The organism is uncultured Empedobacter sp. (assembly GCF_937930195.1).
Taxonomy (GTDB): Bacteria; Bacteroidota; Bacteroidia; order Flavobacteriales; family Weeksellaceae; genus Empedobacter; species Empedobacter stercoris.
The window spans coordinates 29724-44878 of record NZ_CALGVK010000090.1; the positions used below are offsets into that span (position 1 = coordinate 29724).

At 29.8% G+C, this 15155-nt stretch carries 21 protein-coding genes; 7 read left to right on the plus strand and 14 right to left on the minus strand.

Annotation, left to right across the window (positions count from 1 at the left end):
* Window positions 1-75 precede the first annotated feature (75 nt).
* From Q0616_RS05745 to Q0616_RS05765, 5 genes are all read left to right on the plus strand, one after another.
* The gene (locus Q0616_RS05745) at window positions 76-330 is read left to right on the plus strand and encodes a hypothetical protein (protein ID WP_171622104.1); all 255 of its coding nucleotides are present in this window, start codon (window positions 76-78) and stop codon (window positions 328-330) included.
* Window positions 320-721, plus strand: coding sequence for a hypothetical protein (locus tag Q0616_RS05750; RefSeq protein WP_225542004.1), 402 nt, complete (start codon window positions 320-322; stop codon window positions 719-721). Before Q0616_RS05745 ends, Q0616_RS05750 begins: the two co-directional genes overlap by 11 nt.
* 494 nt (window positions 722-1215) lie before the next feature.
* A complete protein-coding gene (locus Q0616_RS05755) occupies window positions 1216-1776 on the plus strand; it encodes a Crp/Fnr family transcriptional regulator (protein ID WP_171622106.1) in 561 nt (186 codons plus the stop codon).
* A gap of 73 nt (window positions 1777-1849) precedes the next feature.
* The gene (locus tag Q0616_RS05760; protein WP_171622107.1) at window positions 1850-2176 is read left to right on the plus strand and encodes a multidrug efflux SMR transporter; all 327 of its coding nucleotides are present in this window, start codon (window positions 1850-1852) and stop codon (window positions 2174-2176) included.
* A gap of 106 nt (window positions 2177-2282) precedes the next feature.
* Window positions 2283-2609, plus strand: a complete 327-nt coding sequence (locus Q0616_RS05765) for a DUF493 family protein (protein WP_171622108.1) — start codon at window positions 2283-2285, stop codon at window positions 2607-2609.
* A 50-nt stretch (window positions 2610-2659) separates the two neighbouring features.
* Here the strand turns inward: Q0616_RS05765 and Q0616_RS05770 are convergent, their stop codons facing one another.
* The 6 genes from Q0616_RS05770 to Q0616_RS05795 form a co-directional block, all read right to left on the minus strand.
* Window positions 2660-3427 (minus strand): isocitrate lyase/phosphoenolpyruvate mutase family protein, encoded by a 768-nt coding sequence (locus tag Q0616_RS05770; RefSeq protein WP_171622109.1) that lies wholly within the window; start codon window positions 3425-3427, stop codon window positions 2660-2662.
* A 161-nt stretch (window positions 3428-3588) separates the two neighbouring features.
* Window positions 3589-4080, minus strand: coding sequence for a 3'-5' exonuclease (locus Q0616_RS05775; RefSeq protein ID WP_298775739.1), 492 nt, complete (start codon window positions 4078-4080; stop codon window positions 3589-3591).
* 3 nt (window positions 4081-4083) lie between these two features.
* A complete protein-coding gene (miaA, locus tag Q0616_RS05780; RefSeq protein WP_298775741.1) occupies window positions 4084-4998 on the minus strand; it encodes a tRNA (adenosine(37)-N6)-dimethylallyltransferase MiaA in 915 nt (304 codons plus the stop codon).
* Window positions 4999-5091: 93 nt separating this feature from the next.
* Window positions 5092-5553 carry a MaoC family dehydratase gene (locus Q0616_RS05785; protein ID WP_171622112.1) on the minus strand — a complete coding sequence of 154 codons (462 nt, stop codon included), beginning with the start codon at window positions 5551-5553 and terminating at the stop codon, window positions 5092-5094.
* A gap of 162 nt (window positions 5554-5715) precedes the next feature.
* Window positions 5716-6069, minus strand: coding sequence for a YkvA family protein (locus Q0616_RS05790; RefSeq protein WP_260543143.1), 354 nt, complete (start codon window positions 6067-6069; stop codon window positions 5716-5718).
* Window positions 6070-6134: 65 nt separating this feature from the next.
* Window positions 6135-6350 (minus strand): hypothetical protein, encoded by a 216-nt coding sequence (locus tag Q0616_RS05795; protein WP_171622114.1) that lies wholly within the window; start codon window positions 6348-6350, stop codon window positions 6135-6137.
* Between the two features lie 96 nt (window positions 6351-6446).
* Here Q0616_RS05795 and Q0616_RS05800 point away from each other — a divergent pair, with 96 nt between their 5' ends.
* Together Q0616_RS05800 and Q0616_RS05805 are read left to right on the plus strand one after the other, a co-directional pair.
* Window positions 6447-6776, plus strand: a complete 330-nt coding sequence (locus Q0616_RS05800; RefSeq protein WP_171622115.1) for a translation initiation factor — start codon at window positions 6447-6449, stop codon at window positions 6774-6776.
* Window positions 6777-6841: 65 nt separating this feature from the next.
* On the plus strand, window positions 6842-7714 hold the full coding sequence (locus tag Q0616_RS05805) for a nucleoside phosphorylase (protein ID WP_298775749.1): 873 nt from the start codon (window positions 6842-6844) through the stop codon (window positions 7712-7714).
* 70 nt (window positions 7715-7784) lie between these two features.
* Here the strand turns inward: Q0616_RS05805 and recN are convergent, their stop codons facing one another.
* From recN to Q0616_RS05845, 8 genes are all read right to left on the minus strand, one after another.
* The gene (recN, locus tag Q0616_RS05810; RefSeq protein WP_260543138.1) at window positions 7785-9443 is read right to left on the minus strand and encodes a DNA repair protein RecN; all 1659 of its coding nucleotides are present in this window, start codon (window positions 9441-9443) and stop codon (window positions 7785-7787) included.
* The gene (locus tag Q0616_RS05815; RefSeq protein ID WP_260543136.1) at window positions 9444-10352 is read right to left on the minus strand and encodes a DUF4835 family protein; all 909 of its coding nucleotides are present in this window, start codon (window positions 10350-10352) and stop codon (window positions 9444-9446) included.
* Window positions 10353-10359: 7 nt separating this feature from the next.
* Complete coding sequence (coaBC, locus tag Q0616_RS05820; RefSeq protein ID WP_225540011.1) at window positions 10360-11559, minus strand: bifunctional phosphopantothenoylcysteine decarboxylase/phosphopantothenate--cysteine ligase CoaBC; 1200 nt, start codon at window positions 11557-11559, stop codon at window positions 10360-10362.
* On the minus strand, window positions 11559-11882 hold the full coding sequence (locus Q0616_RS05825) for a DNA-directed RNA polymerase subunit omega (protein ID WP_019973784.1): 324 nt from the start codon (window positions 11880-11882) through the stop codon (window positions 11559-11561). Before Q0616_RS05825 ends, coaBC begins: the two co-directional genes overlap by 1 nt.
* 25 nt (window positions 11883-11907) lie before the next feature.
* Window positions 11908-12792, minus strand: a complete 885-nt coding sequence (gene bamD, locus Q0616_RS05830) for an outer membrane protein assembly factor BamD (protein WP_171622534.1) — start codon at window positions 12790-12792, stop codon at window positions 11908-11910.
* An 84-nt stretch (window positions 12793-12876) separates the two neighbouring features.
* Entirely contained in the window at window positions 12877-13380 is a 504-nt protein-coding gene (locus Q0616_RS05835; RefSeq protein ID WP_188320031.1) for a ferritin, read from the minus strand.
* Window positions 13381-13391: 11 nt separating this feature from the next.
* Window positions 13392-14270 (minus strand): 4-hydroxy-tetrahydrodipicolinate synthase, encoded by an 879-nt coding sequence (gene dapA, locus Q0616_RS05840; RefSeq protein WP_188320032.1) that lies wholly within the window; start codon window positions 14268-14270, stop codon window positions 13392-13394.
* Window positions 14271-14495: 225 nt separating this feature from the next.
* Window positions 14496-14963 carry a hypothetical protein gene (locus Q0616_RS05845; protein WP_298775757.1) on the minus strand — a complete coding sequence of 156 codons (468 nt, stop codon included), beginning with the start codon at window positions 14961-14963 and terminating at the stop codon, window positions 14496-14498.
* Window positions 14964-15155 lie beyond the last annotated feature (192 nt).

The following is a 15155-nucleotide window of genomic DNA, read 5'->3' on the forward strand; positions in this document are numbered from 1 at the left end:
AACAATTTTTAAAATAATTTGGAATGATTTATATTTAGGAATATTTATTGAAGGGTATATTGAAAATAATTAAGTATGAATAATTTATTAGAAGTTTTAGATACTAAATCAAAGGAATTTGAAAACACAGTTTCTATTGTCACAACTGGAGCTGCAGCAGGAATTGCGATTTCGAAAGCAATTAATAAAGATCAAAAAATTGGTGCAATTGTAGGTATTGGAGTAGGCTTATTGGCTTATGCTATGTTTAGCCCTAAGAATAAATTGAAAAAAGAAAATTTGAAACTTGAAAAACAAATCCATAAAATTGAAAGCAAATTTGAAAAATAATCTATTTTTATACGCAAGTATCTTTTCCTATTTAGGGAGTTTAATCTTGCCTGTACATTTTGTGTTTGAAGATGCAGAAGGTTATTTTGGTTATGTTTATGCTTATTTAGGTTGGATGACATTTCCGTATGTAGATTTTTATTGTTGGTTAGGTAATTTCACCTTATTGTTTTCTTGGATTTTTTATCGAAAAAAAGCAAGTTTATATGCAAGTTTTTTAACACCGATATTAATGTCATTTTATGGAATAAATCATTTCACAGAATTGAATATGTTGGAAGTTCACGAGTACAATTATCCACTTTTTGGATATTGGGTTTGGTTACTTTCATCTATTTTTATGGTCATTTATCATTATAAACGAAATGTTTTAAAAAGTCAAACTATTTAAGTTTGACTTTTTCTGTATTATGAATATGATAATTTGTTCTCGATAACGATTAGATACAATTTAAAAATATATTCTTATAATTTATATATAATTAATTTAATTGAGATATTTAGCGTATTTCATTAAAAAAGTCGGTTAAAAGTGCTTTAAAAATACCTATTTTGGAAGGTTTTTACATTTTATTCCGAATATGATAATTATTCCTCGATAGACATTAGATAATATACAATATTTTCTCTATATATTTATTGAATAATCACAGAAATAACTCTATCAAATAAATGGAGTAATATTTTTTTATTTATAAAAATTTATTAAATTTGATAAAATATTAATCTCTATTAAAACTATGGAGATTATAAAAATAGCCACTTAAAATACTATAAAAACGAATCTATTTATATTAGTAGATTTCATGTGTTAATTTAATTTCAATAACTCAACTTAAGATTTAGGTTGAGTTTTTTGTTTATTTTTACCTTTCATTCTTTTATATGGAAATAGAACAAATTCTGACTCAAATTTCACCAATATCATCAATTTCGCTTCATCAACTAATTGATAAAATTGAATTAATAAATTTCCCTAAAAACTATTCTTTTTTAAATGCTGATAAAATAGAAAAGAAAGTTTATTTCATTAAAAAAGGAATTGTTAGAGCCTATACGATTGATGATGGGAAAGAATTGACATTTTGGTTTGGAAAAGAAGGTGATTCTATTTTGTCTATGAGAAGTTATGTGGAAAATAAAACGAGTTACGAGACGATAGAAACGATAGAAGATTGTGAATTGTACGAAATAAAAATTGCAGATTTACAAGAGTTTTATTTAACCAATTTGGAAATAGCTAATTGGGGACGAAAATTAGCCGAAAACGAATTAATCAAAACAGAAGAACGATTTATTTCGAGACAAGTTGGAACAGCTACAGACCGTTACAGAAAGTTATTAATTGAAACTCCAAGTTTAATTAACCGTGTTCAGTTGGGATATATTGCATCGTATTTAGGTATTTCTCAAGTGACTTTAAGCCGTATTCGTGCCGAAATATAACTGAATAATTTTTTAACATTTGTAAAAAAATAGTTTAATTTTCTGATTCATCTTTGCGAAAAATATAAACAAAATGAATTGGATTTTATTGATTTTAGGTGGATTGTTCGAAGTTGGTTTCACTTCATCTTTAGGAAAAGCGAAAGAAACCACTGGTTCTGAAATGTATATGTGGTATGGCATATTTGGAGTCTGTTTAGTTGCTAGTATGTTTTTGCTGATTAAGGCGACACAGACTTTACCTTTAGGTACAGCTTATGCAGTTTGGACAGGAATTGGAGCGGTTGGAACTGTGTTAGTTGGAATATTTGTATTTAAAGAACCCGCAAATTTTTGGCGAATATTTTTTATTTTCACTTTAATTAGTTCAATTGTTGGGCTGAAATTTGTATCAAATTAAAATGTTTTATACGTGTGTTTGTCTGCCAATATGGCTGAATATTACAAGGTTTTTTCATTAAAATGAAGTGGTATTGTTTTTGAATTAATACCTTCAAAATATACATATGAACAATAATAGAGATTATAGTTTCGAAGAAATTCCAGATAGCTTTCACAATGAGCAAGATTTTTATGCAAAATTTAGAGAAAGATTAGATGATGTTCAGAAATTTCCAGCAGATTATTTATTCAAATTCATTTACCCTTCAAACGAAGAAACAATGAAAAAAATAAAAGATGTTTATGCAGGAACAAATGCAGAATACGAATACAAAGCTTCGAAAAACAGAAAATATACGTCAATTTCGATTAAACTTTATGTTATTGATTCAGAAACTGTGATCAATTATTACAAAGAGATTGCTAAAATAGAAGGCGTAATCATGCTATAATAAAAGGTTGCAGATGCAACCTTTTATGTTTTTTGGAAAGAGTAGGGGAGTTACAATAATTTAGAAAAATCTTTTGATTCTAATAATTCTTTGAAAAATTCATTCGTAAAATCTGTCACTTTTTGATGAACTTTATTTCCACTCGAAATGCGATGAACACCTAATTCGCTAATTATCTTATATGAACTTAATTTTGGTGTAATAAAGATATTTAACGGTAATTCAATTTGATTAATTACATTTTCGATATCAGATTTTTCTTCAATCAAAGGAACAAAAATTCCGTCCGCACCAGCTTCTTTGTATAATTTGGCTCTTTTTAAAGTTTCTTCTAAAGGATTTTCAACTTTTGTTGTATAAGTATCAATTCTGGCATTAATGAAAATATCTTTATTTTTTGAATTTAAATATTCCTTAATAGATTTAATCTTTTTTTCGAGCACAATTTGATTGGATAATTTTCGATTATCATCATCTGTATTTCCATCCTCTAAATTGATTCCGACAACACCAGCATCAACTAATTTTTCGATATAATCATTCAACGTTTCTAAATCCTCAGTAAAACCACTTTCGATATCTGCTGAAACTAAAAGTGATGTAGATTTTGAAATCCGTTCGATTATATACAACATTTCATAAAACGAAATATTTTGACCATCTTCATAACCTAACATATTGGCAATGGCATGACTCGAAGTGCCTACAGCTAAAAAACCGGCTTCTTCGGCAGCTTTTGCACTTATAATATCCCACACATTTGCAATAACAAGTGGGTAATTTTGGTTATGCAATTTCTTGAAATTTTCTAAAGACATAATACTATTTTTTGTGTTTCATAGAATACATCAATAATCGTTCATTTATTCAATTACAAACACTTGTAAATGTTTGCAAATATTTGTAATTGAATAAAGTGTTGAATATCCGTATTATAATATTAATATATTAAACAGTGTAAATGTATTTAAATTGAAAATTACTTTAGTAAATATAATTGTGCGCAAACTTTTGCATCGGATAATGCTTCATGATGATTCAGTTGTAAATTAAATTTTCTAGCACAATCTGATAGTTTAGTTGGTTTGATTCCTTTCAATTTAAAAATTCTATAAGTACATTCCCAACGATCAGAAAGATTAAGTTGTGAATAGTTTAAACCATAGAATTCCATTGTATGTTTTAGAACAGAACGATCAAAAGCTTCATTATGCGCAACTACAATTTGATTTTGTAAACGGTGTTTAATTTCAAAATAGATATCGTCAAATGTTGGTGCATCAATTGTATCTTCTGGGCGAATACTATGTACCAAAATATTGTGGTAATTATATTGATTAAGAGGTGGTTGAATTAGCGTGTAATACTCGTCTGTAATCACATTATCAGTTACAGTAACGATTCCAACTGCACAAGCTGAATTGCGATAGTTATTCGCAGTTTCAAAATCAATTGCAACAAAATTTTCCATAGATTATAAATTTGATGTGATAAAATTGATTATTTTTTCGGCTTCAAAAGGAGCAAACCAATTAACTTTTTCATCTTTTTTAAACCATGTTATTTGACGTTTTGCAAATCGTCTTGTATTCTTTTTGATTTCATCTATTGCAAAATCTAATGTTATTTTTTCATCAAAAGAATCAAATAATTCTCGGTAACCAACAGTTTGTAAGGCATTTAATTCTTTCAAATGTAACAACAATTTAGCTTCATTCAACAAACCTTCGTTCATCATAATATCAACGCGACGATTAATGCGATCGTACATTTCTTCGCGAGGAAGTTCTAAACCAATTTTTATTATGTTAAATGGACGTTTGCCTAAATTATTATTTCTGAATTGTGAGAAAGGTTGTCCAGAAGATCGATAAATTTCTAAGGCTCTTGTAACGCGTTGTTTATTGAAAATATCGACTTCGTTAAAGTATTTAGGATCTACCTGTTCTAATTCTTTTTGTAACTTTTCGATTCCAAACTCTTCTAATTCATCATTCAATTTTTCTCGAATAGCAGGATCTACCTCTGGAAAAGTATCAAAACCAACTGTAATGGCTTTTTCATATAAACCAGATCCACCAACCATCACACAAATATCATTTGTTTTGAAGTAGTTATCTAAAAATAATAATCCATCTCGTTCAAAATCACCAACTGAATATTTTTCGTGTATAGAAATATGTTGAATAAAATGATGTTTTACTTGAGCCAATTCTTCGTTTGAGGGAACAGCTGTTCCTATTTTCATTTCTTTGAAAAATTGTCGGCTATCACACGAAATAATTTCGGACTGAAAATGTTTTGCAATCGCTATAGCCAAATTCGTTTTACCAATTGCAGTTGGACCAACAACAGAAATTAACGTTTTATTTTTTTGAATATTTTGCATGCTTTACTATATCAAGCGCAAGATACTTCGATATTTTATGAAAAGAAAAAGCTTCTATTAGAAAATAGAAGCTTTGTATATGATATAAAAAAATTAGTTATTGAAGTGATATAGAAAAACTACATCTGCTGTATAAGCAGGTTTTGGATTGTCTTTAATTTCGAAGTTAGCTTCAATTACGACTTTTGCAATTCCTCTTAAGTCTGTTATCTTTTTTAATTTAGCTGTTAATCTTACTTCGCTATCTACTAAAACAGCTTGTCCAAATTTTAAATTCTCAATCCCGTAATTGATTAACATTTTGATATTTCGAACTTCTGCAATTTGATCCCATAAATGAGGAATCAAAGAAAGTGTTAAATAACCATGAGCAATTGTTTTTTTGAAAGGACCTTCATTAGCAGCTTTTTCTGGATCTGTATGAATCCATTGATGATCTAAAGTTGCATCAGCAAAGCGATTGATTTGTTCTTGTGTTATAATGTGCCAATCTGATTTTCCGATTTCTTTTCCTTCGAAAGCTTTGTACTCATCGAAATTATTAATAATTACCATTATTCAGGTTTTTTTGTTTTTAGTATTCTAATTGTTCAAATCTAATGAATAATCGGCAGAAAAATAAATATTCATCTAACAATAATTATGCATGAATAATAAGTATAAAAAATCCGATTCTTAAATTTAAGAATCGGATTGATTTTGATTTATTTAATAGTTTTAATCTACAATCTCTGCATCTTCTACATCTGCATAAACTTGCTGTGTTGATTTCCAAGATAAATATTTTAAGACTTCTTTATTGAAATATTTCATTCCAAAAAGTAAAATCCCAAGGTCATCTATTAAACCAAAAGGTCCTAAAAGTGCTTCTGGAATAAAATCAATTGGAGAAATTATATATAAAGTTGCCAATAAACCTAAAACAATATTTTTCATGTCAGGTTTGTAGTTACCTTTTCTGAAATCGCTTAGCATTGCAAAAAATGCTTTCACTTTTTCGATGAAAGATTTGTCATTTTGAGCTGCCATTGCAGCACCACTAGCGACTTTAAAGAATTTTGATTTTTTCATTTTACAAAATATGTTTTAAAAACGTATTATGTATTACAAAGTACATGCCAATATTTAGTTGTAAACTATTTTTGTAAATCTTGTTCAATTGAAAAAATCCATTCAAATTTCTGGTTTTCAAACTTTTCTTCAGCCAATAAATACAATGTTTTTTCGGTTTCTTCATACTTTACTTTATCCATTGTTGCTGGATTAAATGGAGGTAACTGTTCTATAGCAACCGTAATTTTTTTTGTATTTCCTTTATAATTGATTTCTTTCGAAATTTCTAGTTTATTCATGATCATTTTCTTTGCGTCGTAAATTTACAAAATAAAGGTTTTCTAAGGAGTTCTTAAGAGAAAATATTATCTTTGTTTGTATAATACAGAATATAAATGAACGATTTACACGACCAATTAAAAAATTTATTTCCTGATCATATCGCAGAGCCAGAAGAAAATCAAGAGGTTGAAAATGAATTATGGATGCAAGATGATCCATTGATATGTAAATACGAAAAACGTAAAGGAAAACCTACCACTGTAATAGAAGGGTACACGGGTGCGGACGAAGATTTTAAACAATTGGCCAAAGAAATAAAGGTCTTTTTGGGGGTTGGAGGCAGTTTCAAAGACGATTCGATCATTATACAAGGAGATTATCGAGATAAAATAATGTCTTACTTGAAGGATAAAGGATTTAAAGTGAAAAGGGTAGGTGGTTAATAAATTCTTTACCATTATTACAGATAAAGATTGTATATTGTATCCTTATTTTTAATTTTAAAATCATGAGTAAAGCAGCATCAGAATTAGTTTTAAATGCAGACGGAAGCATTTACCATTGTAATATAAAACCAGAACATTTAGCTGATACAATTATAACAGTTGGTGATCCAAATCGAGTTGAAAAAGTTTCAAGACATTTTGACACCATAGAGCATATCACTTCTAAAAGGGAGATTGTTACACATACAGGAATGTTGAACGGGAAACGTTTAACGGTTATTTCGACAGGAATGGGAACAGATAATATTGATATTGTTTTCTCTGAATTAGATGCGTTGGCAAATATTGATTTGGAAACTGGAGAGATTAAAAAAGATTTCAGAAAATTATCATTTGTTCGTTTAGGTACTTCAGGAGCTTTGCAAGAAGATATTCCTGTAGATAGTTTTGTAATTGGTTCTCACGGATTAGGTTTAGATGGTCTTTTGCATTATTATGTTGGAAGTGAAGCTGTGATGAATAAAGAGATTGAAGATGCTTTTATCAAACATGTAGATTGGTCACCAAATAAAGCACGACCTTATTTAGTTGGAGGATCTGAAACTTTACTAAATAAATTAGCATCAGAAAAAACAATTCAAGGAATAACATCTACAGCATGTGGATTTTATGGACCTCAAGGTCGCTTTTTGAGATTGCAACCTAACCCTGCTGATATCAACGAACGTTTGACTTCTTTTAACCATAATGGATTAAGAATTTCTAATTTTGAAATGGAAACTTCTGCAATTTATGGGTTAGCAGCGATGATGGGACATGAAGCTTTATCGGTGAATGCAATTGTAGCGAACAGAATTTTAGGCGAATTTAGTACAGATTCTTACAAAACGGTTGATGCAATGATCGAGTATTCTTTGGAAAGATTAACAAAGTAATAAATAACAACAATAGAATAGAAAAGCTCGAGAATAGTCTCGAGCTTTTATTGTAGAAGATAATTATATTTTAATTTAAATTCATTAATTCTTTTGCTTGATTGATCGCGGCTTCTGTTAATTCTGATCCAGAAATCATTTGAGCAATTTCTTCTAAGCGCTGTTGCTGAGATAGTTCAATCACATTTGTTTGTGTCGTTTCTTCAACTACTTCTTTGTAAACTTTTAATTGATAATTTCCTTTAGAAGCAACTTGTGGTAAATGTGTAATCACTAAAAGTTGCATATTATCAGCCATCGACTGCATTACTTTTCCTGTTTCGTTTGCAACTTTACCTGAAATTCCAGTATCAATTTCATCTAAAATTAATGTTGGTAAATGTTGATGCGTGGCCAATAATTTTTTGATTGCTAACATCAATCTCGAACGTTCACCACCTGATACAGATTTTTCAAAAATACGTGGTTCCATTCCTTTATTTGCAGAAAATAAAAACAACACTTCATCTTTTCCAGTTGCTGTAAAATCTAAAGTTTCGTTGAGTTGAATCGTTAATTGCGAATTTTCCATTCCCAATTGTGATAAAGTATTCAAAATGTTTTTTCGAATAATTTCAATTGATGAGAATCTATTTTTTCTAATTTTTAAAGCTTGTTTATCTAACTTTTCTGAAATCGCATTTAATTCTTTCGTTAAGTGAATAATTAAATCACTTAAATTATCAAAACCAGAAGTTTGACTTTCTAATTCATCTCGTTTAATAATCAATTCTTCAATGGTGATTACATTGTGTTTGCGTAATAATTTATGAATCAAATCGAAACGATCTGTGATTTCTTGTAAACGTTCTGGATTAATTTCTGTAGATTCGATCAAATGACTCATTTCTCCAGAAATATCTTGTAATTCAATTTTAGAAGAAATTAATCGCTCATAAATCGAATTGTATTGAGAATTATAATCCGAAATTTTATTTAACTTATTACTTGCTTCGTTCAATTGAGAAATAATTCCCATTTCGGGATGTTCTAAAAATTGATAAGTTTCATTTAACGTCGAAATGATTTCTTCAACATTTGTTAATGATTTTATTTCGAATTCTAAATGTTCTAACTCATCATGTTTAAGAGATGCATTGTTTAATTCTTCCCATAAATGCAATTTGTATTCTAAATCCTGTGATTGATTTTCGAGTGAATTCTGCGCATCTTTTATTTTTTTCTTGGTCGAAATATATTGATTGAATACTTTTTTATACTCTTTTAACAATTCTTTATTTTCTCCGTAAATATCCAACATCGATAATTGAAAATCAGCTTCGAAAATTTTTGGTGTATTAAATTGAGAATGTATATCGATCAATAATTCAGATAATTCTTGTAAAATAGAGACTTTTACAGGGGTGTCATTGATAAAAGCACGTGATTTTCCTGAAGGTAACAATTCTCTTCGAAGAATAGATTCGTCTTCATAATCTAAATCATATTCTTCAAAAAAATCATTCAATTCAAGATCTTTAATATTAAAAATTGCTTCAATAATACATTTTTCATCCGCATTTTTCAATGCTTTTAAGTCAGCACGTTCACCTAAAACCAATTTCAAAGCACCTAAAAGAATAGATTTACCAGCACCGGTTTCACCAGTGATTGTTGTCATTCCTTGATGAAAATCAATCTCTAATTGATCGATAATTGCAAAATTATTAACGCGAAGTGTTCTTAACATTTACTTTTTCATTTTATTCCAATACGTATCGTTGTACTTTGGAGCGATAGAATTTAAAATTTCTTTTAATTTTTCGATATTCACTGATGACGTTTGTCCACCTGTAAATACCTGACTAATTTCGCTTTTTTTTGCTGTTAAGAAAAGTTCTAAAGGATAAAATTGAGAATAATTTCCTCTTTGGTAAAATTCTAATTGTAACAAGGTATTTCCGATCGCGTTTTTACCTCTCAACTCATTTTCTGCCATAATATCCAATCCATTTCTGTGGTATTGATAAGTGATGTTACGTAAAGTTGAGTTGTCGGATTTTAGAATATTGTTAATTAATGATGTACGAGATTTTAAACCGTCCATTTCGCTCCAACCAGAAAAATTATTATTCGTTTGACCAAAGTCAGCAATTTTCTTCGCCATTTTGAAATATTCAGTACCACCTTCTTTTGTAAAAGTATCTGCATCATAACCTAATACTAAATACACATAATATGTTATCACATCTGTTAAATTTTTACCACTGAATTTACGATCATTGAATATTAATTCTTCGAATTCTTGGTATTGGAATGTGAAATTATCATCTGATAAATTAAGAACAGGTGTATAATAAGTAGAGTTGAAAACTGGACGACGAGATTGAACTAAAATAGATCCTTTTAATCGATTTCCTTCTCTTTCTTTAATGTTTATAACGAAACTAGCTTCAATTCTTTCGTATGTTTTTAGTCGATCATTTGTCCATTTAGTAGAATTAATAAAGGTTGTCAGTGATTTTTCTAAGGTTTGATACATTTGTGTATTTGAACCCTGCACCATTGAATAATCAACTTTAACATCAGCAATAAGATTCTGGGAAAAAGCAGAAACAGCTAAACATGTTGAAAAGAAAATTGAGGCTAATTTCTTCATTATATTGTTATAATTTATTTAAAATAACAGTCAAAATATCTTTTGCAACTTCAGTTTTTGATTTTGCATCAAATTGTTGCATCGATAAATCTTTGTCAATAATTGTAATTTTATTTGTATTCTTCTGAAAACCGGCTTCTTTATCTTGCATCGAATTTAGAACAATAAAATCAAGATTCTTTTTGGTTAATTTTCTCTTTGCATATTCTTCTTCATTATTCGTTTCTAAAGCAAAACCAACCAATAATTGATGTGTTTTGATTTCACCTAATGATTTCAAAATATCTGGATTCTTAACCAGTTCTATGGTTAAATTATCATCGTTTTCTTTCTTAATTTTTTGTTCAGCCATTTCTTTTGGACGATAGTCTGCAACAGCTGCCGACATTACAACAACATCTGCATCAGCAAAATTATCGTGCATCGCTTTGTACATATCACGAGCAGAAACAACATTTATTCGTTCGATAGGATAACCAAGGACAGATTCATGACTAGGTCCACTAACCAACGTGACATTAGCACCAAGATTAGTAGCAGCCTTCGCAATCTCAAAACCCATTTTTCCTGAAGAATAATTACCTATAAAACGTACAGGATCTATGTTTTCGTATGTTGGTCCAGCAGAAACAACCACTTTTTTTCCGTAGAGTGGAAGAGTAGCTGCAATAGAACTTTCTAAAAATGAAATAATATTCTCGGGTTCAGCCATTCTGCCTTCACCTAACAATCCACTTGCCAGTTCACCAGCTTCTGCAGGAATGCAACTATTACCAAAAGATTCTAATTTTGAAATATTTTCTAATGTAGACGGATGTTTGTACATATCTAAATCCATCGCTGGAGCAAAATAAACTGGACATTTTGCAGAAAGATAAGTTGCTAAAACCAAATTATTACAGGTTCCATCTGCCATATGGGAAAGCGTATTTGCAGTGCAAGGGGCAATTATCATATAATCAGCCCAAAGTGCATATTCTACATGATTGTTCCAGTCTCCTTTATCACCGAAAAACTCCCATTCAACTGGGTGTTTGGACAACGTTGAAAGTGTAAGTGGAGTGACAAAATTTTGTGCATCAGGTGTCATAATAACTTTTACTTGTGCACCTTTTTTGATAAGCCCTCTAACAAGAAAAGCGGCTTTATAGGCCGCTATTCCGGCAGTAACTGCCAAAAGAATTTTTTTACTATGTAAAACAGACATTATTTATCCTCATTTGGATTTCTGTAATATACGTCATTGTCTAACCATTCCTTAACCGCAATAGATGTCGGTTTTGGTAATCTTTCGTAGAATTTTGAAACTTCGATTTGCTCTCTGTTTTCAAAAACTTCTTCTAAAGAATCTGTATGTGCAGCAAACTCATCTAATTTCTGAATTAATTCAGTTTTCATTTCTTGGTTAATTTGTTCTGCTCTTTTTCCCATAATTACAATCGACTCGTATAAGTTTCCTGTTTTCTCATCGATTTTATTACGATCATAAGTTTGTGTTGTTGGTGCTGCACCGATATCCTTGAAATTCATAATGAAAGAATTTTTATATATTTTACTATTTATTATTATTTTGCTCTTTGCTTAATTCAGCTTGTTCAGCTTCAATTTTTTTTCTCGACTCTTCTAATTCAGCGAGAATTTTTTTAGTTTCAATTATATCTTTATCAACTTTTTCCATCAATTTATTTGCTTCAGACTTGAATTTAGTTTCTGGATAATATCTTGTTAACAATAGATATTGTGTTCTAGCATCTTGTAAACGTAATTCTTTGTTTTCTAAACGAGAAAAATTTAACGCTAATTCTGCTTTAGCACGCAAAGAGTACATCATGGCTTCTTCTCTAAATTTAGAATCTGGGTACTCATCAATCATATTATCGAATGACACACCAGCAGCCTTATATTTCATCGTTTTATAATAAACTTTTGAAATTTCGAAAGACTTTAACTCTAATTTCTGTCTAAGCTCTGTAATGTAATTATTCGCATCATTTACATGATTTGATTCTGGGTACGAGTTAATGAAACCTTGTAATTCACTAATCGCTGTATAAGTACTTGTTTGGTCTAAATCATACTTCGGTGAATCTTTGTAATAAGAAAAAGCTGATTTAAATAATGCTTCTTCTGCACGACTATCCATTGGGTAAGATCCTGCAAAACTCTTAAATTGATGACCTGCCAAACGAAAACTTTTTTCGTTAAAGTTCGCTTGCGCCATATTATATGCAATATCAGCTGCTTTTTCCGTTCCTACAAAAGACGTTGAAATTTTTTCGTATAATTCGTTTGCCAAGTCGTATTTACCATCTTGGTATAACTGCGTAGCTAATGTAAAGATTTCGTCTTTATCTGTACTTTTCATCGCTTTGTTGTAGGTCTTGTTACAAGACACTAATGAAGCGCCAATTAAAACTAGTAAGCTTAGTTTTTTAAACATTCTGCAAATTTAATAAAAATTGAGGACTAAAGTATAAAAAATTATTTTCTTATCCTCTTAATAAAATCTCAAAGTTTTGAATTATTACGCTGTTGTGTCTGCGCTTAATGTAACTACATCACGATCAAATAGATATAACCCGCCTTTGTCAGAGCCAATCATTTCTAATTTATCTAAAATATTTCGAGCTAATTTTTCTTCTTCGATTTGTTCAGACACATACCATTGTAAGAAATTGTGTGTAGAATAATCTTTTTCTTCTAATGTTAACCCAACAATTTCGTTAATGGATTCAGAAACAAAACATTCGTGTTTTAATATTGCTGTAAAAACTTCTTTTAATGTAGTAAAATCTTGTTTTGGTTCTTCAATTTGTGGTACAAATGCTTTGCCACCTCTTTCGTTGATGAATTTTATTAATTTTAACATATGCATGCGTTCTTCATCAGCGTGAGCGTATAAGAAATTAGCTGTCCCTTCTAATCCTTTTACTTCTGCCCATGAAGCCATAGCTAAGTATAATTGAGAAGAATCACCTTCTAATTTTATTTGTTTATTCAACGCATTTAATACTGAGTCTTTTATCATGATTTTATTTTTTAGATGTTAGATAATAATTGGTTAATTTTTGTTGTCAAATTATCCGATGCAGGAACTAAAGGTAAACGTGTATAGGGTTTACAAACACCTTTGTTGTCTAAAACAGCTTTAATCCCACAAGGGTTTCCTTCTTCGAAAATAGCACGTGTTATTTCAACAACTTTGTAATGTGCATTATAAGCTGCATCAACTTCTTTGTTTAATGCTTTGCGAATCATCTCTGTAAAGATTGTAGGAATACCTTGACCAATAACAGAAATAACCCCAGAACCGCCTGCTAATGTCATAGGTAAAGCAAATTCGTCGTCACCAGAGATAATGTTAAAATCTTCGCGAGTATTTTTACGAATAATATCTGTAGATTGTAAGAAATCTGGAGAAGCTTCTTTAATTGCAACGATATTTTTAAATTCATTTGCTAAACGAATTGTTGTATCCGCTGTAATATTAGATCCTGTTCTACCTGGTACATTGTACAAAATAATATTTGCATTTGTACTTTCAGCAATTGCTTTATAATGTTGGTAAATACCTTCTTGATTCGGTTTGTTGTAATAAGGTGAAACAGTAAGAATTGCACTATAATCGCTCAAATCTGTTTCCTGATATTCTTTAATAACTTCTGCAGTATTGTTTCCTCCAATACCTAAAACCATCGGAACACGATTAGCATTCGCTTTCTTTATTGTTTCGATTACCTTTAGCTTTTCATCTTTTGTAAGCGTTGCAGCTTCAGCTGTAGTTCCTAAAATAACTAAATATTCAACACCACCATCGATACTGTAGTTTACTAATTTTTCTAATGCAGTATAATCTACCGTACCATCTTGTTGAAAAGGCGTAACCAAAGCAACTCCTGTCCCAATTAATTGTTTCATCTTCTATTAAATGTATTAAATCTATTACTAAGTAAATTTCGGAATTATATTTTGAATAGGCAAACTATAGCGATTATCTATAATTGGTCTTAGATAAAATCCAAAATCTTCCAAAAATAACAATTAATTTATAGGTTTAAAATTAAATTAATCGAAGATTGTATGATTTTACTTATAAAAAAAGCCACTCGATTGAGTGACTTTACTATACTATTTGACTTTAAATTAGTAAAAAGTGTATTTAAATCCTAAAGAAAAACGACCAGCTTCAAAATCTGATTCGTTTGTTAAATTCCACCAAGGTTTCCAATCAAAATGGAAAGCTAAAGGAGCTGATGGAATTTTATATTCTAAACCAGCTTGTGGACGAATTGCAAAGAATGTTTTATCATCAAAATGCCCTCCATCAACAAATGTCAATTGAGGTCCAACTCCTACAAACCAACCTAATCCGTTAGCTCCAGAAAAAGATTGATTATATGTATAATCAGCACCTAAAACAGTAACATGATCACCAAACATTACTTGTACATTACCAGCGTTTTTACCATCAAAAGAGTGTTTAAATTGTGGACCTACAAGTGTTTCTCCGTCTCCTAAATCTACAACAACACCTAAAGCATTTTTATAGTTTTGAGCATTTACTTGAGAAATTCCTAATGCCATTACAGCAACTAATAATACTTTTTTCATTTTATAAATTTTTAGTTCTTTTTTTGTTATGCCAATAGTTAAACAAAAAGCATGCAAATGTTACTTTAATGTTAAATATTAACATTATAAAAACCGATTAGCAAATCCTATAGTACTTTAATTCAATAGTATATTTACTTAATTTAAAATCATTCTAAAATTAGATAAATTACATTCATCTCTATTAAACAG

Bases quoted from the DNA above. Each gene is read 5' to 3' on its own strand.
- bamD (WP_171622534.1), bottom strand. From the start codon at position 12,792: ATGTTTAAAAAACTAAGCTTACTAGTTTTAATTGGCGCTTCATTAGTG.
- Q0616_RS05755 (WP_171622106.1), top strand. From the start codon at position 1,216: ATGGAAATAGAACAAATTCTGACTCAAATTTCACCAATATCATCAATT.
- Q0616_RS05845 (WP_298775757.1), bottom strand. From the start codon at position 14,963: ATGAAAAAAGTATTATTAGTTGCTGTAATGGCATTAGGAATTTCTCAA.
- Q0616_RS05790 (WP_260543143.1), bottom strand. From the start codon at position 6,069: ATGAAAAAATCAAAATTCTTTAAAGTCGCTAGTGGTGCTGCAATGGCA.
- Q0616_RS05760 (WP_171622107.1), top strand. From the start codon at position 1,850: ATGAATTGGATTTTATTGATTTTAGGTGGATTGTTCGAAGTTGGTTTC.
- Q0616_RS05775 (WP_298775739.1), bottom strand. From the start codon at position 4,080: ATGGAAAATTTTGTTGCAATTGATTTTGAAACTGCGAATAACTATCGC.
- Q0616_RS05815 (WP_260543136.1), bottom strand. From the start codon at position 10,352: ATGAAGAAATTAGCCTCAATTTTCTTTTCAACATGTTTAGCTGTTTCT.
- Q0616_RS05835 (WP_188320031.1), bottom strand. From the start codon at position 13,380: ATGATAAAAGACTCAGTATTAAATGCGTTGAATAAACAAATAAAATTA.
- recN (WP_260543138.1), bottom strand. From the start codon at position 9,443: ATGTTAAGAACACTTCGCGTTAATAATTTTGCAATTATCGATCAATTA.
- Q0616_RS05765 (WP_171622108.1), top strand. From the start codon at position 2,283: ATGAACAATAATAGAGATTATAGTTTCGAAGAAATTCCAGATAGCTTT.
- dapA (WP_188320032.1), bottom strand. From the start codon at position 14,270: ATGAAACAATTAATTGGGACAGGAGTTGCTTTGGTTACGCCTTTTCAA.
- Q0616_RS05770 (WP_171622109.1), bottom strand. From the start codon at position 3,427: ATGTCTTTAGAAAATTTCAAGAAATTGCATAACCAAAATTACCCACTT.
- Q0616_RS05800 (WP_171622115.1), top strand. From the start codon at position 6,447: ATGAACGATTTACACGACCAATTAAAAAATTTATTTCCTGATCATATC.
- miaA (WP_298775741.1), bottom strand. From the start codon at position 4,998: ATGCAAAATATTCAAAAAAATAAAACGTTAATTTCTGTTGTTGGTCCA.
- Q0616_RS05785 (WP_171622112.1), bottom strand. From the start codon at position 5,553: ATGGTAATTATTAATAATTTCGATGAGTACAAAGCTTTCGAAGGAAAA.
- coaBC (WP_225540011.1), bottom strand. From the start codon at position 11,559: ATGTCTGTTTTACATAGTAAAAAAATTCTTTTGGCAGTTACTGCCGGA.
- Q0616_RS05805 (WP_298775749.1), top strand. From the start codon at position 6,842: ATGAGTAAAGCAGCATCAGAATTAGTTTTAAATGCAGACGGAAGCATT.
- Q0616_RS05825 (WP_019973784.1), bottom strand. From the start codon at position 11,882: ATGAATTTCAAGGATATCGGTGCAGCACCAACAACACAAACTTATGAT.
- Q0616_RS05795 (WP_171622114.1), bottom strand. From the start codon at position 6,350: ATGAATAAACTAGAAATTTCGAAAGAAATCAATTATAAAGGAAATACA.
- Q0616_RS05745 (WP_171622104.1), top strand. From the start codon at position 76: ATGAATAATTTATTAGAAGTTTTAGATACTAAATCAAAGGAATTTGAA.